Genomic DNA, 19,499 nt, shown 5'->3' on the forward strand with positions numbered 1-19,499 from the left:
GCTCCGGCGAAGGCCGGAGCGTTGGATAGCGGGTGCATCGCCCGCCGCCAGAACCCCGGCCTTTGCCGGGGCACATGCTCACATCAGTGCGTCGTAGAGATCGACCCAGTCCGGGTTGCTCTCCTCGATCAGCCTCAATTTCCACGCCCGTTGCCACTTCTTCATCCGATATTCGCAGGCTCTCGCGTCCTGCAAATCCTCGAAACGCTCGTGCCAGACGAGAAGCGTGCAACCCTTGGCCTTCGAATGACCTTCGACGATCCCGCTGCGGTGCTGCCACGCCCGCTGCGCCAGATTGCTCGTGACGCCCAGATAGGTCTGCCCGCGCCGATGATTGGCCATCAGGTAGACCCATCCGGGCTTCACCGATCCCGCTCCCCATGCTCCGGCGAGGGCCGGAGCGTTACAGGTTGCGCGGGAACGTCGATATCGATCCTTCACCTCCAGCGCTCCGGCCTTCGCAGGAGCACATCACCGAAAACTTACAGATCGATCAGCAGCCGCGTCGGATCCTCGATCGCATTCTTCAGCGCGACCAGGAAGGTCACCGCTTCGCGGCCGTCGATCAGGCGGTGATCGTAGCTGAGCGCCAGATACATCATCGGGCGGACGACGACCTGGCCCTTCACCACCACCGGGCGATCCTCGATGCGGTGGAGGCCCAGCACCGCCGACTGCGGCGGGTTGATGATCGGGGTCGACATCAGCGAGCCGAACACGCCGCCGTTGGAGATGGTGAAGGTGCCGCCCTTCATCTCGTCCATCTTCAGCGTGCCGTCCTTGGCGCGCTTGCCGAAGTCGCCGATCGTCTTCTCGATGCCCGCGACGGTCAGATCCTGCGCGTCGCGGATCACCGGCACGACCAGCCCGTTCGGCGCGGAGACCGCGACCGAGACGTCGACATAATCGTGGTAGACGATCTCGTCGCCCTCGATCTTGGCGTTGACCGACGGCACGTCGCGCGCGGCGAGGACGGCGGCCTTCACGAAGAAGCCCATGAAGCCCAGGCGCACGCCATGCTTCTTCTCGAACAGATCCTTATATTTGGCGCGCGCCTCGATCACGGCCGACATGTCCACGTCGTTGAACGTGGTGAGCATCGCGGCGGTGTTCTGCGCTTCCTTCAGGCGCTTGGCGACGGTCTGGCGCAGGCGCGTCATCCGCACCCGCTCCTCCTTGCGGCCACCCGACGCGGCCGGCGCGGCGGCGGCGGCCGGTGCCGGGGCGGCGGTGGGCGCCGACGCGGGCGCGCTCTTGGCTGTGCCGGCCTTGGCGGCGGCGAGCACGTCGTCCTTGGTCAGGCGCCCGTCCTTGCCGGTGCCCTTGATCTTGGACGGATCGAGCCCGGCCTCCAGCACCGCGCGGCGCACCGACGGCGACAGCGTCTGCTCCGAACCGCTCTCCTCGCCCGACGGCGCGTCGCCCGATGGCGCGGCGGCCGGCTCGGCGGGGGCCGCCTTCTCGGCCTTGGCCACCTCGGTCTTGTTCTCGGCCGCCGGCGTCGCCGATGCGGCGGCGGCGCCGCCCTCGGTGATGCGCGCGATCACCGCGCCCACGTTGACCGTATCGCCTTCGGCCGCGACCAGCTCGCCGATCACGCCGGCCACGGGCGAGGGAACCTCGACCGCGACCTTGTCGGTCTCCAGGCTGGCGATCGGTTCATCGGCCTTCACCTGCTCGCCGGGCTTCTTCAGCCACTGGCCCAGGGTCGCCTCGGTGATGGATTCGCCCAGCGTGGGCACCACAACATCGGTCGCCATCTCTTTACTTGCCCTTCGTAACCGTTTCGTGGCCGAGCGCCTCGGCCACCAGAGCCGCCTGCTGGGCGGCGTGATTTTTCGCGAGCCCCGTCGCGGTCGCGGCGGAAGCGCGGCGGCCCGCATAGACCGCCCGCATCGGTGCCTTTCCGGCCCTCTCCAGAACCTCTTCGATCAGCGGCTCGACGAAGAACCAGTAACCGTTGTTCTTCGGCTCTTCCTGCGCCCAGACGATCGTCTCGACGTTCGGCAGCGTCGCCAGAACCTCCTCCAGCACGTCGCCGGGGAAGGGGTAGAGCTGCTCAACCCGCAGGATCATCGTGTCGGTGTCGCCGGCCTGATCGCGCGCCTCGGCCAGGTCGTAATAGACCTTGCCCGAACACAGCACGAGCCGCTTCACCGCCGCGCCTTCGGGCGCCTTCGGATCGAAAAGGACGCGGTGGAAGCGCGAACCCTCGGCCAGATCCTCCAGGCTCGACACCGCCGCCTTGTGCCGCAGCAGCGACTTGGGCGTCATGATGATGAGCGGCTTGCGGAACTTGCGCAGCATCTGGCGGCGCAGGATGTGGTAATAATTGGCCGGGGTCGTGCAGTTGGCGACCTGGATATTGTCCTCCGCGCATAGCTGGAGGAACCGCTCCGGGCGCGCCGAGCTATGCTCGGGGCCCTGGCCCTCATAGCCATGGGGCAGCAGCATCACGAGGCCGTTGACCCTGAGCCACTTCGCCTCGCCGCTCGCGATGAACTGGTCGATCATCACCTGCGCGCCGTTCACGAAATCGCCGAACTGCGCTTCCCACAGCACCAGCGTGTTCGGCGCGGCCGACGCATAGCCATATTCGAAGCCCAGCACGCCGAACTCGCTCAGCGGGGAATCCAGCACCTGGAAGCGCCGGTCCATCGCCGAGAGCGGGATATATTTGTGGCCGTCCTTCTGGTCGACCCACACCGCATGGCGCTGGCTGAACGTGCCGCGACCCGAATCCTGGCCCGACAGGCGCACGGCATAGCCGTCCTGCAACAGCGTGCCGTAGGCGAGCGCCTCGGCCGTGGCCCAGTCGAAGCCCTCGCCGCTCTCGAACATCGCCTTCTTGGCGTCGAGGATACGGTTGAGCGTGCGGTGGACGGTCAGGCCCTCCGGCACAGTCGTCAGCTGCTTGCCGAGCGCCTGGAGCCGCTCGACCTCGACACCCGACACCGCCGAGCGACGCTCGGTGATGGCCTCGCGCGGGGCGGCGAAGCCGGTCCACTCGCCCTCGAACCAGTCGGCCTTGTTGACCTTGTAATGCTTGGCCGCCTCGAACTCGCCTTCCAGCCGGGCGACGAAGGCGTCTTCCTGCGCCTTGGTCCAGTCGGCGTCGATCACGCCCTCCTCGACCAGCCGCTTGGTGTAGAGCGACGACACCGGCGGATGCGTCTTGATCGCATCATACATCTGCGGCTGGGTGAAGCCCGGCTCGTCGCCCTCGTTGTGACCGAAGCGGCGATAGCACCACATGTCGATCACGACGTCGCGCTTGAACTTCTGGCGGAAATCGACCGCCACCTTGCAGGCGTAGGTCACCGCCTCGGGATCGTCGCCGTTCACGTGCAGGATCGGCGCCTGCACCATCTTGGCGATGTCCGAGCAATAAGGCGACGAGCGCGCGAACTGCGGGCTGGTGGTGAAGCCGACCTGGTTGTTGATGACGAAATGCAGCGTGCCGCCCGTCGAGTAACCGCGCAGGCCGGAGAAGCCGAAGCATTCCATGATGATGCCCTGGCCGGCGAAGGCCGCGTCGCCATGGACGAGGATCGGCAGCACGCGGGCGCGCTCGATATCGTCGATGCGGGTCTGCTTCGCGCGGCTCTTGCCCAGCACCACCGGGTCGACCGCTTCCAAATGCGACGGGTTCGGGCAGAGCGACAGGTGGACGCGCTTGCCGTCGAACTCCCGGTCGGTCGAGGTGCCGAGGTGATATTTCACGTCGCCGGAGCCACCCACGTCGTCGGGGTTGGCCGATCCGCCCGCGAATTCCGAGAACAGCGCGCGATAGGGCTTGGCCATCACGTTGGTCAGCACGTTCAGGCGGCCGCGATGGGCCATGCCGATGACCATTTCGGAAATGCCCGACTGGCCGCCGTACTTGATGATCGCCTCGAACGCGGGGATCATCGATTCGCCGCCGTCGAGGCCGAAGCGCTTGGTGCCGACATACTTGCGGGCGAGGAATTTCTCCCACTGCTCGCCTTCGACGACCTTGCCGAGAATGGCCTTCTTGCCCTCGGCGGTGAAGCTGATTTCCTTGTCCTTGCCCTCGAAGCGCTCCTGAAGGAAGCGACGCTCCTCCACGTCCTGGATATGCATATATTCCAGGCCGACATGGCCGCAGTAATTGGCGCGCAGGGTGCCGACGAGCTGGCGCAGCGTCGCGGTCTCGAAGCCCAGCTGGCCGCCGAGGTAGATCGGGCGGTCCATGTCGGCGTCGGTGAAGCCGTGGAAGCTCGGCTCCAGATCGGCCGGCTCCTCCAGCCGCGCCATGCCGAGCGGATCGAGATCGGCGAGCAGGTGGCCGCGCACGCGATAGGTGCGGATCAGCATCGTCGCGCGGATCGAATCCGACACGGCCGAGGCGATCGAGGCGGCGGATGCGGCCGGGTCGGCGGCGGGGGCGGCGGCAGGGGCGGGCTTGGCGCCCGGCTTGGCCGGCTTCGGCGCCGGCTCCATCTGGGTCGGGTCGAGGCCCGCGGTCAGCGCGTCGGTGTCGGTCAGCGGCCAGTTCTTGCGCGCCCAGCTCGGGCCCGAAACCGCGCTTTCCAGCCCGGAGAAATAGTCGCGCCAGTCCGCTTCCACGCTCTGCGGATCGTCGCGAAAGCGGCGGTACAGCGCCTCCGCGAAGGCCGGGCTCACGCCCTCCAACTCGTCGAAGCTGCTACCCTCGAAACCCATGATACTCGTCCTTGCCTATCGGGGAGCTAGACTATGCTCCCGCGCTGGGGTTCGTCCCGGCCACTAGGTCGGGACGAACCATGTCCCGATCAACCCTTCAGAAGCGCGCTGAGCGTGGTGCCCAGCTCCGACGGGCTCGCCGCCACGCGGATGCCGGCGGCTTCCATCGCCGCGATCTTGTCCTCGGCGCCGCCCTGGCCGCCCGACACGATCGCGCCGGCATGGCCCATGCGGCGGCCCGGAGGCGCGGTGCGGCCCGCGATGAAGCCGGCCATCGGCTTCTTGCGGCCGCGCTTGGCCTCGTCGCGCAGGAACTGCGCGGCTTCCTCTTCGGCCGAACCGCCGATCTCGCCGATCATGATGATCGACTGGGTCGCGTCGTCGGCCAGGAACAGTTCCAGCACGTCGATGAAGTTGGTGCCGTTGACGGGATCGCCGCCGATGCCGACGGCCGTGGTCTGGCCCAGGCCCTCGTTGGTCGTCTGGAACACCGCCTCATAGGTCAGCGTGCCCGAACGCGACACGACGCCGACCGAACCCTTGGAGAAGATCGAGCCCGGCATGATGCCGATCTTGCATTCGCCGGGCGTCAGCACGCCGGGGCAGTTCGGGCCGATCAGGCGCGACTTGCTGCCCGTCAGCGCGCGCTTCACGCGCACCATGTCGAGCACGGGAACGCCCTCGGTGATGCACACGATCAGCGGCACTTCGGCGTCGATCGCCTCCAGGATCGAATCGGCGGCGAAGGGCGGCGGCACGTACACGACGGAGGCCGTGGCACCGGTTACCTTGACCGCTTCGTGCACGGTGTCGAAGTTCGGCAGGCCCAGGTGCGTCGTGCCGCCCTTGCCCGGCGTCACGCCGCCCACCATCTGCGTGCCATAGGCCAGCGCCGCTTCGGTGTGGAAGCTGCCGGTCTTGCCGGTCATCCCCTGGGTGATGACCTTGGTGTTCGCGTTGACGAGGATGCTCATCCGTTTAGTCGCCCCTTGCTTGTCCGTGCGCCGCGATCGCGGCGCCGTGCGAATTGCTCAATAGCTCCAGATCGTCCCTTCGGGCGGCTTGCGGACCGTCCCGTCATAGACGACCCCGCCCACCTGCCGCTTCTGGATATTGCCGACGCAGACCACCTTGGCCGGAAGCATCCGGCTGGTTTCCATCGTCGTGAACGTCCAGTTGAAGTCGCCGCCGGCGCCGCCCGCCTTCCACTCGCCCGGATACGGATTGCCGTAGACGCCGTGGTCGGCCTCCTGAAGCTGGTTCTCCCAGCTATAGGCCTGCGGAAAGATGTCCTTGGCGCGGGCGAGGCACGCGATCTGCGCCTCGCGCTGGTCCTTGGTCGCGGCACCGTCGTCCTCGCCGCACCCGCCCAGCAACGCGAGGCAGGTCAGAGCGAGGATGGCGGGTGCCGCGCGTCGCATCAGGCGAGGCTGCCGTCGATGGCCTTGCAGGCCACCAGCAGTTCCTTGACCGAGTCGACCGAGACGGTGAGGTTGCCCTTGGCCTCGTCGGAGAGCTTGACCTCGATCACCTTCTCCGCGCCGCCCGCGCCGAACAGCACCGGCACGCCGACATACAGGTCGTCGATGCCATACTGGCCGGTCAGGTGCGCCGCCGCCGGCAGGATGCGCTTCTGGTCGTAGAGATAGGCCTCGGCCATCGAAATCGCGCTGGTCGCCGGCGCGTAGAAGGCAGAGCCGGTCTTGAGCAGCGCGACGATCTCGCCGCCGCCGCCGCGCGTGCGCTTCACGATCTCGTCGATCTTCTCCTTGGTGGAGAAGCCCATCTCGATCAGGTCGCTGACCGGGATGCCCGAGACGGTCGAATATTCGAGCACCGGCACCATCGTGTCGCCATGGCCGCCGAGGACGAAGGTGTTCACGTCCTTCACCGAGACCTGGAATTCGTCCGCCAGGAAATGGCTGAAGCGCGCCGAGTCGAGCACGCCGGCCATGCCGACGACCTTGTTGTGCGGGAGCCCCGAGAATTCGCGCAGTGCCCACACCATCGCGTCGAGCGGGTTGGTGATGCAGATCACGAAGGCGTCGGGCGCGTTGGCCTTGATGCCCTCGCCGACGGCCTTCATCACCTTCAGATTGATGCCGAGCAGATCGTCGCGGCTCATGCCCGGCTTGCGGGCGACGCCGGCGGTGACGATGATGACGTCCGCGCCCGCGATGTCGGCATAATCGTTGGTGCCGGTGATCTTCGCGTCGAAGCCCTCGACCGGGCCGCACTGGCTGAGATCGAGCGCCTTGCCCTGCGGCACGCCCTCGACCACGTCGAACAGCACGATGTCACCCAGGCCCTTCAGGGCCGCCAGGTGGGCGAGCGTTCCGCCGATATTGCCGGCACCGATAAGCGCGATCTTCTTGCGAGACATGCACACCCCTTAGACCAAGGTACGACTGGCCCGCACAGGTCGCACGGGCGAAGAGACGGGCGACCGCTTAGCCCCATGTCCCCCGAGGGGCAACCGCCTAACCGCGCTTTATGGCCGGGATTTTGGCCACATTATTGCGCGATCATTGCCGCCAGCTTCAATACCGTGTTGCGATTGCGCGCCGTCACCATCGATCCGGCGGCCTTGTCGAGCAGCGCCGGGGTCAGCTTGCTGTCCGCCACCCCCGCGCCATAATCGATCCACAGCGCCTCGCCGGCCCGCGCGACCCGCTCGCCGTCCGCGCATTTCGCCTCGATCGCCGCCACCGCGCCCGCCGCGATCGGCCGCTTGGCGAGGCACAGGTGGAGCAGCTTCGGGCTCGCATTGGGAAAGGGGTCTTGCGCGGCATAGCCCGCCCATTGCTCCGCCGACCGCGCGACCGCCTCGACCGGAAAACCGAAGCGCGCCGCGATGACCGACTCGACCAGCGCCTCGGCCGCCGCCGTGTCGCCGTCCGACTCGAACAGGATGTTGCCGCTGGCGATATAGGTCCGCGCGTTCGCCGCCCCGGCCTCGCCCAGCGCGGCGCGCAATTCCGCCATCGGCACCTTGCGGTTGCCGCCGACATTCACGCCGCGCAGCAGCACGATCCAGCGCGTGGTCGCTTTCCCCATGGCGTTCACGTTGACGACTCGGGCGCCCGGCGGCAAGAGCGGCCATGGTCTCCTCGAAGCTCAAACGCCGTGGTGTGTTGTTCGTCCTGTCCTCCCCCTCCGGCGCCGGCAAATCGACGATCGCCCGTAAGCTCCTCGCCGCCGACGACCAGCTCAAACTGTCCGTCTCCGCCACCACCCGGCCGATGCGCCCCGGCGAGATCGACGGCGTCGATTATCATTTCGTCGATCTGCAACGCTTCAAGGACATGGTCGGCGACGGCGAGTTCCTCGAATGGGCGCACGTCTTCGATCACCGTTACGGCAGCCCGCGCCAGCCGATCTTCGACATGCTGGAGGACGGCTGCGACGTGCTGTTCGACATCGACTGGCAGGGCGCGCAGCAGCTCTTCCAGCAGGCCGGCGGCGATGTGGTGCGCGTGTTCATCCTGCCCCCCTCGATCGAGGAACTCGGCCGGCGCCTGCGCTCGCGCGGCACCGACAATCCCGAAGTCATCGCCTCCCGCATGGCCCGCGCGGCCAGCGAGATCAGCCACTGGGACGGCTATGATTACGTCCTCATCAACGACGATGTCGATCGCTGCTACGGCCAGGTCCTCCACATCCTGCAGGCCGAACGCCTGAAACGCAGCCGCCAGACCGGCCTGATCGGCTTCGCCCGCAAACTGGTGACGAACGCCCAGACGCCCTGGGAAACCGAATAAATCCTCCCCGGCACGGGGAGGTGGAAGCCTGAAAGGCCGACGGAGGGGGCTCACGCCGCAGCGCCCCACTCGTCTTTGCGAGCGCAGCGAAGCAATCCAGCCTCTCGGCCCAGCACCACCGCCGGACCTGATCGCCACGCTTCGCTCGCGATGACGAATTGTCTTGACAAATAGGAACATTTCGTAAACATACGTCATCGCTCGATTCCCACAGGCCATGGGAAGAGGGCAAGCATCCGGGGCGGGCAACCACCCCGGAACGACCGGCGCGAAGTCATCCGGTTCACACCGATGATGCATCGCGACCGGCTCGGGGGATTATACGCAGGCGGCCCAGCCAAACCGGCCAGTAACCCTCAGGGGCGAAAACCCAAGGGGCCACCGTCCACCGGGCCAATTCCAGCGCGGGCCTGCGGCGGCCCGCAAATGTGCTGTACCAAGTCCGCCCGGATGCCCGTGGCAGGACGCGCCGGTCGAAACGCTTCTTCCCGATTTCCGTCTGAATACCGCCAGCAAATCCTATTTCTGGTTCCTCCCCATGCGGAGCATGGGGAGGGGGACCGCCGGCGCAGCCGGTGGTGGAGGGGTCTGCGGAACGCGGATGGCGGGAAAACCCCTCCACCATCGCTTGCGCGATGGTCCCCTCCCCAAGCGAGCTTGGGGAGGAACTTGAACCACCCCCCTACCGCCCCTTCTCCTCGTTATAATCGATGCGGATCCGCACCCACGCCCCCACCAGCGGCTTGCCGCCCACGCGCGGCGGCAGCACGCGGAACTGCCACGCGGCCTGCAACAAAGATCGCGAGAAGCCCGATCCCGGCGGGGATTCGTCGAGCTGGACGCAATCCTCCACCCGATAATCCTTGACCGTCCGGCAGGCGATCAGGCCCCAGCCGGTGCGGGCGGCGCCATGCGGCTGGTAATAGGCCAGCTCGGCGTTGGTCGGCCGGCGATACCATTCGGCGTTGTAGAGCCGTTCGCCGCCCGGCCCCCGCCCGGCGCCGTCGTCATCGCCTTCGCCGGCCATGCCGCTGCCGTCGCTCTGCCCGCCGCCCGCGCCCTTCACCGGGCTGCGGTTGGGCATCTTCGAGATATCCGACGCGGCGAACATCTCGCGGCTGACGATGATCATGTTCATCGGCCCGGTCACGGCGGCCGGGGGCGGCGGGGGCGGGGTCTCGGCGGGCTGGGGCACCGGCTTCGGCACCGGGGCCTTGGGCGCCGCGCCGCCGCTCTCGCGCCTGGTCTTGTCGGGCCGGCGCGAGGGGGTGAGCACGTCGGGCAGCAGCTGCACCGTCGTCGGTGTGCTCTCCTTGCGCTGCGGGAAGATGGCGGGCGCCATTTCCAGCAACATGAACAGGATCAGCAGGTTGATGCCCACCGCCAGCGCGAAGGACGCGATCCTGCGGCGGAGCGCGGCGCCCTCGGGATACGACGAAAAGGGGGACCACGCCGAACCCATCGGGCCAGCGCCTACATCGCGCGCGGGGCCGCCGCAATCGGCTGGCATCCGCGATTCGCCGACTGTGTCCCCGCTGCCGCGCACGGCCAGTCTTGCGCGCGATCGGCGGATGGATAGGCTGGCGGAAGGGGATAGGGGAGGGCGGCATGAGCGGATGGCGGATCGCGGGACTGGCATTGGCCGCGCTGCTCACCTCCACCGCCCTGCCCGTGCCCGCCCAACCCGCGCCGGGCCAGCCCGCCCCGGATCAGCGCGCCATCGACGAGGCGATGCGGCGCGGCGTCACCATGTTCTGGTACGATCGCGCCGCCTGGGTCACCACCGACGATCTCGTCGCGAAGGTCTCGGCCGATCGCCTGCGCGACCTGGGTGGCTGGGTCGTCACCCCGCGCGACGACGGCGGCTACCATGTCGACTATATCGGCCAGGGCGAGGCCGCCGATCGCGTGATCTACGCCGCCGACGTGACCGGGCGGGATGTCCGCAATGCCATCGTCCACCCCAAGGGCACCGAGCCGCGCCTGACCGGCATGGCCGCCGCCATGGCTTTGGCCCTCGTCACCGCGCGCGGCGAGATGGCGCGCCACGCCGATTGGCGCCCCTGCACGCCGGCGATGTTCAACACGATCGTCCTGCCGCCGGGGCGGGATGGCACCACATCGGTCTATTTCCTGAGCGCGCAGACCGACACCGGCCGATATCCGTTCGGCGGCCATTACAAGGTGGACGTCGCCGCCGACGGCCGGATCGTCGGCGCGCGGGGCTTCACGAACAGCTGCATCACGCTCGCCAAGGGCGGCAAGCCGGCAGCCCTCGTCGTCACGCACCTGCTCGATCCGCAGCCGACCGAGGTGCATGTCTTTCAGCAGTTCGCGCTAGGCGTGCCGCTGATGGTAGGCATCGTGCCGGGGAACGATCTGTGGCGGGTGGAAAATGGCCGGATCACCCATGTGGATCTCGGCAAGAGGGCCCCATCCAAGGTTTCCGCCCGCCGGCCAGCCCCGTCCGTCGCGGGCTGACCCGCCTCACGCCTTCGCGGCGATCGCGCCCAGTTCCTCCAGATCGAGGTCATGCTCCAGATCGTGGAGCGTCTCGTCGTCGATCTGGATCGCGCGGTGGAGGCGGACCAGTTCGGCGCGGCCGGCGGCGACGGCGGCCAGGATCACGCCATAATGGGCGTCGATATCCTCGCGCCGCTGCTCGTCGGTGCCGTCATAGCTGGCCGAGATCGTCGCGCGGCGCCTGAAGCGATCGAGCAGGCGCGGGTGGCGCAGGCTGCCGTCCTCGGCATAGGCCAGTTTTTCGACCGCCTCATATTGCGCCTGAAGCATCGCCGCTTCGGCCTCCGCCAGATCGAGCGGCGGATGGCTGGCCGGGTCCTCGCGCAAGCCGGCGGCGCGGATGACGAGGCCGAGCGTCGTGCCCTGCACCAGCACCGTCACGAGGATCACGGCGAAGGCGGTCACCAGCATCAGATCGCGCCCCGGCATCGCCTGGGGCAGCGTCAACGCCACCGCCAGGGTCACCACGCCACGCATCCCGGCCCAGCTCATCACCGTCGCGGCGCGCGGCCCCAGCGGCGCTCTGGTCCGTATGCCCAGCCCACGCAGCGCCGCCAGCACCGCATCGGACCCGAACAGCCACACGAAGCGCGCCACCGTTACCGCCGCGATGATCGCCAGCACCGGGAGCGCCATCCGGTCGATCACGACGCTCAGGCCGCCGACCCGCTCCAGCACCCCGCGCAGCGACAGGCCGATCAGGATGAAGACCGAGGCTTCGAGCAGGAACACCATCACCTGCCAGAAAGCGACACCGCGCATCCGCACGCTCGCCGAGAACACGACATGCTGATACCAGCCGCAGACGAGGCCCGTCGTCACCACCGCGATCACGCCCGACACATGGACCAGCTCGCCCGCCAGGTAGGATGCCCAGCAGACGAGCGTCGAGGCGGCGATCTTGAGATAATCGTCGCCCAGGCGCGGCAGAACCTTCACCCACACGGCGGCGATCGCCCCGCCGACGGCGATCCCGCCGATCACCAGCACGAAGAAGCTCGTCACCGCCGCGCCGAGACTAAAGCTGCCCGTCAGCACGGTGGCGACGGCGAAGCGGAAGAGGACGAGGCCCGAGGCGTCGTTGAGCAGGCTCTCGCCTTCCAGGAGGGTCGACAGGCGGCGCGGCAGCTTCACCCGCTGGAGGACGGCGCGGGCCGAGACCGCGTCGGGCGGCGACACGATCGCCCCCAGCGCCACGCACGCCGCCCACGGCAGGCCGGGCAGCAGCAGATGCGCGACCACCGCCACCACGGCGGTCGTGAACACCACCGCCCCCACCGCCAGCGCGAGGATGCCGATCAGGTGGCGGCGGAACAGCGCGAGCGCGGTGAACCAGGCGCCGTCCATCAGCAACGGCGGCAGGAAGATCACCAGCACCAGCTCGGGGTTTATCGCGATCGACGGCAGGCCCGGCACGAACGCCAGCGCCCCGCCGCCCGCCAGCAGCGCCACGGCGGGCGGCAGGCCCAGCCGGTCGGCCAGCCAGTGCAACGCCAGGATCGCCAGGAACATGCCGACGATCAGCTCGAACATTTCTACCGGATGCACGCTGGGTAAGGCCCTTGGCTCGATCGTTTCGTGTGCGTGCAGGATGGGGGAAAGCGCGGCGGAGGTCCATAACGCAGGCGCCCCATCGTGGGCCGTGCTCCGGCGAAGGCCGGAGCCCGGGGTGGCTGGGGGTGCGCTTTGACACCCTGGGCTCCTGCCTGCGCAGGAGCACAAGGCGTCACTTGACGGCGAACCCCACCGACCCGGCCACCCGTTTCCCATCCGCGCCCGCCGTGTACCAGCCGAGTGTGTAGTTCCCCGCCGGCAGCGGCGCCTTGGCGGTCAGCACCAGCCCCTTGCGATCCGCCGTCGCCGCGATCTTCAGCGGCACGCGCATCCGGTGCGCGCCGGCCATGCCGGGCATGCCGGTCATCACCAGATCGACGCCGCTCGCCTTCACCTCAACCGTTTCGCTGAATCCCAGCGTCAGCTCGGCCGTGCGCGCCACCGTTGCGTCGTTCGCCGGGCTGGACGCCACCAGCGCGGGCGCGGCCTGCACCGCCCCCGCCGCCAGCATCGCAACGGCGACGAACGCCAAGGCCCACCCGCGCATCAGCGGCTCCGCAGGCTGTCGTACCAGGCGGCGAGGTCGCGCTTCATCGGCGCCATCGTCTCCGGGTTGAGATAGACCATGTGGCCCGAGGGATAATAACGATAGCTGACGTTGCGGCGCTGCGCCGGCTCCAGGAACATGTGGCTGACATCATATTCCAGCCCGTGGAACGGCGTCGCCAGATCGAACCACCCGTTCAGCGACAGCACCTTCAGCCCCGGATTGATCCGCATCGCGCCCGCGAGATCGAGCGCGGTGTTGGGGGTGGTCAGCGGGCGGCCCTCGCCTTGCGGGCGATGCTTCCAGTTCCAGTCGAACCCGCCCAGTTCGGACGCCGACTGGTTGTAGGAAAGGTCGGTCCGATAGCCCAGCTCGCGGGTGATATAAGCGTTGAAGCTGGCCATATAGGCCCCGCCGACGGCCGTGCTCGACGGGTCGTAGTTCGGGATGTCGCCCGCCTCGTCCATGATGCCGGTATAGCGCCCGTCGAGGCGGCCGATCGTGCGGTTCTGGTCGCGCAGCAGCTCGCGGCGGAACAGGTTGAGCGTGATGCGCAGATTGGCCCGCTTGATGACGCCCACCGGCAGCCCGATGTAGCCCGCCATCTGCGTCGCCACCCGATCCAGCTCGGCCGGATCGATGTCGTGGCCCTTGGCCAGCGCCGCCGCATAGGCGCCGTCGGTGAAGGCGCGCACCTCGGCGACGAAGGGCTCGATCGCGGCGGGGCGGTTGGGGATGCGGTTATGATACCAGGCGGTCGCCGCGAAGCTCGGCAGCAGCGACAGATAGAGATTGTCGTAGCCCGGCTGGCGCACGCCATAATTCATGATCGACGACAGCAGCACCACCCCGTCGAGCGAGAGCCCGCGATCCTCCAGCTGATAGGCCAGCGCGCCGGAACGCAACGTGCCGTAGCTCTCGCCGAAGATCACCTTCGGGCTCGACCAGCGATCGTTCTTGGTCGTCCAGCGCAGGATCGCCTTGGCGAAGGCGTCGACATCCTCGTCCACGCCCCAGAAATCCTTGCCCTTCGCCGCGCCCAGCGGCCGCGAATAGCCCGCGCCGACCATGTCGATGAAGACGAGATCGGTCTTGTCGAGCAATGTATCCGGGTTGGGGCCGAAGCCGTAGCGCGTCGCCTGATCCCGCTCCGGATTGTCCGTGCTGACGCGGACCGGGCCGAAGCTGCCCATGTGCAGCCACACCGTCGGCGATCCCGGCCCGCCATTGTAGACGAAGGTCACCGGCCGTTTGCCCGGCGCCGCGCCGTCGAGCGTATAGGCGACGTAGAACATGCTCGCGGTCGGCCTGGCCTCGTTGTCGCGGATGGTCACCGTGCCGGCGGTGGCGTGATAGGCGAGCTTCTGGCCGTTCACCGTCACGCTGTGCGCGGTCACGCTCTGCTTCTCGTCGGCGGGCGGGGTGACGGTGGCGTCGGCGGCCTCCTTCTCCACTTTCTCCTTCGTCTTGTCGGCGGGCGCCTTGGGCTTGTCCTGCGCGAAGGCCGGCAGGCCGGGCAAGGCGACGGCGGCGAGGAGGAGGGACAGGAGGGGGCGAGCGCGCATGATGTCTCCGCAGATCGAAGGGGTCATCCCGGCATAGCGAAGGCTTTTCGGCTGCGCGAGGGGATGACGAAGCCGTTTCGCCCGGTTATCGCCATCGGCCATGGCACGATCGGCGACGAAGCGCGGTTTCTGGAGCGCCCCCAGGGGGCGGCATTGGGCCTATCGCATCGGCTGGTGGATCGGCCGGCTGCTGCTGGCCTTCATCGTCATCTCTGTGCTGTGGGTGGCGCTCTACCGCTTCGTGCCGCCGCCGGTGACCGCGACGATGCTCGTCAACGCGACCGGCGGGCGCGGCATCCACAAGGATTGGACGTCGCTCGACCGGATCGACCCCAACATGGCCCGCGCCGTGATCGGCGGCGAGGACTGGCGCTTCTGCACCCACCACGGCTTCGACCTGACGGCGATGAAGGCGGCCTTCACCAGCAACCTGCGCGGCAAGAAACGCCTGCGCGGCGGCTCCACCATCAGCCAGCAGACCGCCAAGAACGCCTTTTTGTGGCAAGGCGGCGGTTATCTCCGCAAGGGGCTGGAGGCGTGGTTCACGGTCCTGATGGAGCTGATGTGGCCCAAGCGGCGCATCATGGAAGTCTATCTCAACATCGCCGAGACCGGCATCGGCACCTATGGCGCGCAGGCCGGCGCCATCCGCTACTTCAACCACGACGCCTCGCGGTTGAGCCCCAGCGAGGCGGCGCGCATCGCCGCGGTGCTGCCCCTGCCCAAGAAGCGCGGCGCGGTGTCGCCGAGCGGCTTCACGGCGCGCTACGGCAGCATGATCCAGCGGCGGATCGGCGTGGTGCAGCGCAGCGGGTTCGACGCCTGTCTGCGGTAGCGTAACTTAGCGTGAAGTCATCCCGGCCTTGTGCCGGGATCCACCGGCCCCCAAGCGATGGCGCCAATGGAAATCGCCGCGCTCCGCTGAAGGCTGGATCCCGGCACAAGGCCGGGATGACGGGAAGAGCAATCGCTTGACGGCGCGCGAAATCCCGCTCCGCTCGGTCCAGTCGATGCTGCGGGCGTAGCCGGTCTGTCGCCCCGGACGATCCGGGGCGACAGACGGGCTCACACCGCCGGCTTCTTCAGCGCGCCCCGGCCGAGCCGGAACACCCGTTCCGGGTTGGCGGCGTAATAGGCCTCGACCACGTCCCACGCCTCCTCCGCCGTCTCGACGAAGGTGATGAGGTCCAGGTCGGTCGGCGAACAGACGCCCTCTTCCACCAGCGCCTCGAAATTCACCACCTTGTCCCAGAATTCGCGGCCGAACAGCACGATCGGCAGCACCGCCATCTTGCCGGTCTGGATCAGGGTCAGCAGCTCGAAGAATTCGTCGAACGTGCCGAAGCCGCCGGGGAACACCGCGACGGCGCGGGCGCGCAGCAGGAAGTGCATCTTGCGCAGCGCGAAATAATGGAACTGGAAGCTCAGGCGCGGCGTGACAAAAGCGTTGGGCGCCTGTTCGAACGGCAGCACGATGTTCAGGCCGATCGATTCCTGGCCCACGTCGGTCGCGCCGCGATTGGCGGCTTCCATGATCGAGGGGCCGCCGCCCGAGCAGACGACGAACTGGCGCTTGCCGTCATCGGCCGAGGGCTGCTCGCTGGCGATCTGGGCCAGCTTGCGCGCCTCGTCGTAATAATGCGCCTTGGCCTTCAGCCGCTCGCCGATGCGGCGCTGGGTGTCGGTGGTGGCGGCCTCGATGATCGCATCGACCTTGTCGGGCGCCGGGATGCGCGCCGATCCGTAGAACACGAACGTCGATCCGATGCCGGCCTCGTCGAGCAGCAGCTCGGGCTTCAACAGTTCAAGCTGGAAGCGCACCGGGCGCAGATCGTCGCGCAGCAGGAAATCCGGGTCGCGATAGGCGAGCAGATAGGCGGGATCCTGCGTCTGCGGGGTCGCGGTGATGTTCTCGGCGACGACGGCGTCGTCCTTGGCCTTGGGGAACACGCGCTTGGGGGGCTGTATCTCGGTCATCGGGGTCCGATCATGTCTTCGCGAAAAACGGCGGGCTTTAGCGGCAATAGGGGCCTCTGCCCATATCGAAATGCAGATGGTCGTGATGGAGCGCATTGGCGTCCGGCCCCAGCACCACGTTGAAGCGGCGGCAGGCCGATCCGTGGATCGCGCGCAGGAAGCGGCGGACGTTGGCGTCCGGCCCGTTCCACCCTTCCTTCACGGTGATCCGCCGCCCGTCGGCCAGCTGGAAGGCGGCGATATCGACGGCGTTGGCGCGGCCATGTTCGGACAGGCGATTGCCCGCCTGATTGTTGACCGGGCGGCAGGCGAAGGTGCCGAAACTCTCCATCTTCGTGACATACCCATCGAGCCACGCCCTGGCCGCCTGCTGCACCGATTCCCGCACCCATAAAGAAAAGGGCAGCGCCAGCCCGCATTTCAGCGCGCCGAGATTGGTGACGGGAATGCCGACCGCGACCAGCTTGACCGATCCCGTCGCCGAGCAGCCATTCGGGAATTGCCGGTCGGGCAGCGACTGATAGCTGACGCCGAGCGCGGAGAGGTTGCCGAGGCACTGGCGCAGGATGCGGGGATCGTCGGGCGAGGGGCCGGCCTGCGTCGGGCGGCCCGGCGCGCGGGGGGAGGAGCCGCAACTGGCGAGGAAGAGGGCGAGGAGCAGGAGGGCGAGGATACGCACGCGGGGCAGGGTAGGCGATGTGGATGGCGGGTCAATGAAAGGGTGAGCGCCCTGCCTGCCGATACCGCGTCTCGACCCGCCACTGCCACAGCATCAGCAGCGGCACGACGCCCAGTTCCATCACCAGCCCGAAGCGGTGGCCGAAGGAGGGCGCGCCGACCAGCGCCCACGATAGCGCGCGGGCGAGGCCGCCGGTGACCACCATGGCCCCGAGCAGGCGGAAGCGGGCGCCCTGGCGCTCGATCGCGGGCACGGTCGTCGCGAAGGCCACGCCGAGGGCGAAGAAGATGCCCGAGACGTAGCGGAAATGGCTGTCGAGATCGGGCGCGGGCGGGTTGGGCGCGCCGTGTAGCATCACCACGCCGCGCACGATGCTCTCGCCGCCGGTGAGCAGCGGCACGAGGCAGGCGATCGCGACGACGATCTGGAGGGCGCGGCGCTCGAATTTCATCGGCGCCGTTCCAGCAGTTCGTCCCGCACCCGGATCGCGGCGACGGCGATGCGGATTTCGACGAGGAACAGCGCGAGGCCGGCGATCAGCAGCAGCATGGCGATCACGAAGATCACCGCCATCGTCCGCGCGAAGCCGAGGCCGGCGAGGCGCGCGATGAAGAGGACCGCGACGAGGACGCAGACGACCATCGCGCTGGCGGTGCAGAGGAACACGGCGTTGTTGACCAGCGTGATGCGCCGGTCGATCAGCCGCAGCTCCGCTACCTGCCGCCCGTGCGAGGGATGATCGGAGGGGGTGAAATTCTCCTCGATCTTGCGCGCGCGATCGACGATCCGGGCGAGCCGGCCGACCATCATGTTGAGCAGCCCCGCGATGCCGGTCAGCAGGAAGACCGGGGCGAGGGCCAACTGGATCGTGTGGGCGAGGTTGGGCAGAGACGAGACGCGGAAGGCATCCGCGATGAGTCCACCCAACCCCATATGCCTCAGCCCGCGACCTTGGCGCCCGTGTTCACGCCCATGCTCGCCAGATATTTGCGGATGTTGCGCGCCGCCTGGCGGATGCGCTGCTCGTTTTCGACCATGGCGATACGGACATAGCCCTCGCCATTCTCGCCATAGCCCACGCCCGGCGCGACGGCGACGCCGGCGTGGGTGAGGAGCTGCTTGGAGAATTCGAGACTGCCGAGATGCGCCAGCGCCGGGGGCAGGGGCGCCCAGCAGAACATCGAGGCGCGGGGGCTGGGGATTTCCCAGCCGGCGCGCGCGAAGCTCTCGACCATCACGTCGCGGCGGCGCTTGTAGAGTTCGCGATTCTGCTCGACGATCTCCTGCGGGCCGTTGATCGCCGCCACCGCCGCCGCCTGGATCGGCGTGAAGGCGCCATAATCCAGATAGGATTTCACGCGGGTCAAAGCGGACAGCAACGTCTTGTTGCCGACCGCGAAGCCCATCCGCCAGCCCGCCATCGAATAGGTCTTGGACATGGAGGTGAATTCCACGGCCACATCCTTGCCGCCCGGCACCTGGAGGATCGAGGGCGTCGGGCAGCCGTCGTAATAGAGTTCGGAATAGGCGAGATCCGAGAGCACCCAGATCTTGTGCTCCTTGGCCCACGCCACCAGCCGCTCGTAGAAGGCCAGATCGACCACCTCGGCGGTGGGGTTGGAGGGATAGCCCACCACCAGCACCGAAGGCTTGGGCACGGTGAATTTCACCGCGCGATCCAGCGCTTCCCAATAGCGTTCGTCGGGCGTCGTCGGCACGGCGCGGATCGTGGCGCCGGCGATGATGAAGCCGAACATGTGGATCGGATAGCTGGGGTCGGGCGCCAGGATCACGTCGCCGGGCGCGGTGATCGCCTGGGCGAGATTGGCCAGACCCTCCTTGGAGCCGAGCGTGACCACCACCTCGCTCTCGGGATCGAGATCGACCCCGAAGCGGCGCTGGTAATAGCCGGCCTGCGCCTTGCGCAGCCCCGGAATGCCCTTGGAGGCCGAATAGCCGTGGGCGTCGGGGTTGCGGGCGACTTCGCACAATTTGTCGATCACGTGCGGCGGCGGCGGCAGGTCCGGGTTGCCCATGCCCAGGTCGATGATGTCGTCGCCCCGCGCTCGCGCGGCTGCCCGCATCGCGTTGACTTCGGCGATGACATAAGGTGGCAGGCGGCGGATACGGTAGAACTCTTCCGACATGATCGTCCTTCTTTCCGGGTTACGGTCCTCTTGGCGTTCGGGGCCAAAAGGCCCATTGTC

General features: G+C 67.9%; 19 protein-coding genes. 3 read left to right on the plus strand and 16 right to left on the minus strand.

From position 1 onward, the window contains the following. Positions 1-78: 78 nt before the first annotated feature. The 7 genes from PQ455_RS02265 to PQ455_RS02295 form a co-directional block, all read right to left on the minus strand. Positions 79-342 carry a GIY-YIG nuclease family protein gene (locus PQ455_RS02265; protein ID WP_273688820.1) on the minus strand — a complete coding sequence of 88 codons (264 nt, stop codon included), beginning with the start codon at positions 340-342 and terminating at the stop codon, positions 79-81. A 140-nt stretch (positions 343-482) separates the two neighbouring features. After that, on the minus strand, positions 483-1,760 hold the full coding sequence (odhB, locus tag PQ455_RS02270; RefSeq protein WP_273688822.1) for a 2-oxoglutarate dehydrogenase complex dihydrolipoyllysine-residue succinyltransferase: 1,278 nt from the start codon (positions 1,758-1,760) through the stop codon (positions 483-485). 4 nt (positions 1,761-1,764) lie between these two features. Beyond that, on the minus strand, positions 1,765-4,686 hold the full coding sequence (locus PQ455_RS02275; RefSeq protein ID WP_273688824.1) for a 2-oxoglutarate dehydrogenase E1 component: 2,922 nt from the start codon (positions 4,684-4,686) through the stop codon (positions 1,765-1,767). Between the two features lie 89 nt (positions 4,687-4,775). Further along, entirely contained in the window at positions 4,776-5,660 is an 885-nt protein-coding gene (gene sucD, locus PQ455_RS02280; protein WP_273688826.1) for a succinate--CoA ligase subunit alpha, read from the minus strand. Between the two features lie 57 nt (positions 5,661-5,717). Continuing rightward, positions 5,718-6,107: a hypothetical protein gene (locus tag PQ455_RS02285; protein ID WP_273688828.1), complete on the minus strand. Its 390-nt coding sequence runs from the start codon at positions 6,105-6,107 to the stop codon at positions 5,718-5,720. Continuing rightward, complete coding sequence (gene mdh, locus PQ455_RS02290; RefSeq protein ID WP_273688830.1) at positions 6,107-7,069, minus strand: malate dehydrogenase; 963 nt, start codon at positions 7,067-7,069, stop codon at positions 6,107-6,109. Before mdh ends, PQ455_RS02285 begins: the two co-directional genes overlap by 1 nt. A 131-nt stretch (positions 7,070-7,200) precedes the next feature. Beyond that, positions 7,201-7,743 carry a DUF1697 domain-containing protein gene (locus PQ455_RS02295; RefSeq protein WP_273688831.1) on the minus strand — a complete coding sequence of 181 codons (543 nt, stop codon included), beginning with the start codon at positions 7,741-7,743 and terminating at the stop codon, positions 7,201-7,203. Positions 7,744-7,787: 44 nt separating this feature from the next. Between PQ455_RS02295 and gmk the strand changes: the two genes are divergently transcribed. After that, positions 7,788-8,447 carry a guanylate kinase gene (gmk, locus tag PQ455_RS02300; RefSeq protein WP_273688832.1) on the plus strand — a complete coding sequence of 220 codons (660 nt, stop codon included), beginning with the start codon at positions 7,788-7,790 and terminating at the stop codon, positions 8,445-8,447. 682 nt (positions 8,448-9,129) lie between these two features. Here gmk and PQ455_RS02305 read toward each other — a convergent pair. Further along, positions 9,130-9,909, minus strand: coding sequence for an energy transducer TonB (locus PQ455_RS02305; protein ID WP_273688835.1), 780 nt, complete (start codon positions 9,907-9,909; stop codon positions 9,130-9,132). A gap of 146 nt (positions 9,910-10,055) precedes the next feature. Between PQ455_RS02305 and PQ455_RS02310 the strand changes: the two genes are divergently transcribed. Beyond that, a complete protein-coding gene (locus PQ455_RS02310; RefSeq protein ID WP_273688837.1) occupies positions 10,056-10,928 on the plus strand; it encodes a hypothetical protein in 873 nt (290 codons plus the stop codon). Positions 10,929-10,934: 6 nt separating this feature from the next. Here PQ455_RS02310 and PQ455_RS02315 read toward each other — a convergent pair whose 3' ends face one another. The 3 genes from PQ455_RS02315 to PQ455_RS02325 all read right to left on the minus strand — a co-directional run bounded on the left by PQ455_RS02315 (position 10,935) and on the right by PQ455_RS02325 (position 14,636). Further along, positions 10,935-12,503 (minus strand): Na+/H+ antiporter, encoded by a 1,569-nt coding sequence (locus PQ455_RS02315; RefSeq protein ID WP_273688839.1) that lies wholly within the window; start codon positions 12,501-12,503, stop codon positions 10,935-10,937. A gap of 193 nt (positions 12,504-12,696) precedes the next feature. Then, a complete protein-coding gene (locus PQ455_RS02320; protein WP_273688840.1) occupies positions 12,697-13,071 on the minus strand; it encodes a copper resistance CopC family protein in 375 nt (124 codons plus the stop codon). Next, a complete protein-coding gene (locus PQ455_RS02325) occupies positions 13,071-14,636 on the minus strand; it encodes a S10 family peptidase (protein ID WP_273688843.1) in 1,566 nt (521 codons plus the stop codon). The genes PQ455_RS02320 and PQ455_RS02325 overlap by 1 nt, the downstream gene beginning before the upstream one ends. A gap of 100 nt (positions 14,637-14,736) precedes the next feature. On the opposite strand from PQ455_RS02325, the gene mtgA reads away from it, so the two are divergent. After that, positions 14,737-15,471, plus strand: a complete 735-nt coding sequence (gene mtgA, locus PQ455_RS02330; protein WP_273688845.1) for a monofunctional biosynthetic peptidoglycan transglycosylase — start codon at positions 14,737-14,739, stop codon at positions 15,469-15,471. 230 nt (positions 15,472-15,701) lie between these two features. Here the strand turns inward: mtgA and PQ455_RS02335 are convergent, their stop codons facing one another. From PQ455_RS02335 to PQ455_RS02355, 5 genes are read right to left on the minus strand one after another with little or no spacing between them, the layout of a single operon-like run. Beyond that, the gene (locus tag PQ455_RS02335) at positions 15,702-16,613 is read right to left on the minus strand and encodes an LOG family protein (RefSeq protein WP_273688847.1); all 912 of its coding nucleotides are present in this window, start codon (positions 16,611-16,613) and stop codon (positions 15,702-15,704) included. Positions 16,614-16,650: 37 nt separating this feature from the next. After that, positions 16,651-17,292, minus strand: coding sequence for an extensin family protein (locus PQ455_RS02340; RefSeq protein WP_273688848.1), 642 nt, complete (start codon positions 17,290-17,292; stop codon positions 16,651-16,653). Positions 17,293-17,323: 31 nt separating this feature from the next. Further along, positions 17,324-17,743, minus strand: coding sequence for a DUF4345 domain-containing protein (locus PQ455_RS02345; RefSeq protein WP_273688850.1), 420 nt, complete (start codon positions 17,741-17,743; stop codon positions 17,324-17,326). Next, positions 17,740-18,219: a DUF2721 domain-containing protein gene (locus tag PQ455_RS02350; RefSeq protein ID WP_273688851.1), complete on the minus strand. Its 480-nt coding sequence runs from the start codon at positions 18,217-18,219 to the stop codon at positions 17,740-17,742. The genes PQ455_RS02345 and PQ455_RS02350 overlap by 4 nt, the downstream gene beginning before the upstream one ends. An 11-nt stretch (positions 18,220-18,230) precedes the next feature. After that, positions 18,231-19,439, minus strand: coding sequence for an LL-diaminopimelate aminotransferase (locus tag PQ455_RS02355; protein ID WP_273688852.1), 1,209 nt, complete (start codon positions 19,437-19,439; stop codon positions 18,231-18,233). Positions 19,440-19,499: the final 60 nt, after the last annotated feature.

Origin of the sequence: Sphingomonas naphthae (assembly GCF_028607085.1) — a bacterium.
Classification (GTDB): domain Bacteria; phylum Pseudomonadota; class Alphaproteobacteria; order Sphingomonadales; family Sphingomonadaceae; genus Sphingomonas_Q; species Sphingomonas_Q naphthae.

Coding starts and splice junctions, on each gene's coding strand:
- sucD (WP_273688826.1), bottom strand. CDS start 5,660: ATGAGCATCCTCGTCAACGCGAACACCAAGGTCATCACCCAGGGGATG.
- PQ455_RS02355 (WP_273688852.1), bottom strand. CDS start 19,439: ATGTCGGAAGAGTTCTACCGTATCCGCCGCCTGCCACCTTATGTCATC.
- PQ455_RS02275 (WP_273688824.1), bottom strand. CDS start 4,686: ATGGGTTTCGAGGGTAGCAGCTTCGACGAGTTGGAGGGCGTGAGCCCG.
- PQ455_RS02305 (WP_273688835.1), bottom strand. CDS start 9,909: ATGGGTTCGGCGTGGTCCCCCTTTTCGTCGTATCCCGAGGGCGCCGCG.
- PQ455_RS02325 (WP_273688843.1), bottom strand. CDS start 14,636: ATGCGCGCTCGCCCCCTCCTGTCCCTCCTCCTCGCCGCCGTCGCCTTG.
- odhB (WP_273688822.1), bottom strand. CDS start 1,760: ATGGCGACCGATGTTGTGGTGCCCACGCTGGGCGAATCCATCACCGAG.
- PQ455_RS02265 (WP_273688820.1), bottom strand. CDS start 342: ATGGCCAATCATCGGCGCGGGCAGACCTATCTGGGCGTCACGAGCAAT.
- PQ455_RS02310 (WP_273688837.1), top strand. CDS start 10,056: ATGAGCGGATGGCGGATCGCGGGACTGGCATTGGCCGCGCTGCTCACC.
- PQ455_RS02345 (WP_273688850.1), bottom strand. CDS start 17,743: ATGAAATTCGAGCGCCGCGCCCTCCAGATCGTCGTCGCGATCGCCTGC.
- mtgA (WP_273688845.1), top strand. CDS start 14,737: ATGGCACGATCGGCGACGAAGCGCGGTTTCTGGAGCGCCCCCAGGGGG.
- PQ455_RS02295 (WP_273688831.1), bottom strand. CDS start 7,743: ATGGGGAAAGCGACCACGCGCTGGATCGTGCTGCTGCGCGGCGTGAAT.
- PQ455_RS02335 (WP_273688847.1), bottom strand. CDS start 16,613: ATGACCGAGATACAGCCCCCCAAGCGCGTGTTCCCCAAGGCCAAGGAC.
- PQ455_RS02285 (WP_273688828.1), bottom strand. CDS start 6,107: ATGCGACGCGCGGCACCCGCCATCCTCGCTCTGACCTGCCTCGCGTTG.
- gmk (WP_273688832.1), top strand. CDS start 7,788: ATGGTCTCCTCGAAGCTCAAACGCCGTGGTGTGTTGTTCGTCCTGTCC.
- PQ455_RS02315 (WP_273688839.1), bottom strand. CDS start 12,503: ATGTTCGAGCTGATCGTCGGCATGTTCCTGGCGATCCTGGCGTTGCAC.
- mdh (WP_273688830.1), bottom strand. CDS start 7,069: ATGTCTCGCAAGAAGATCGCGCTTATCGGTGCCGGCAATATCGGCGGA.
- PQ455_RS02320 (WP_273688840.1), bottom strand. CDS start 13,071: ATGCGCGGGTGGGCCTTGGCGTTCGTCGCCGTTGCGATGCTGGCGGCG.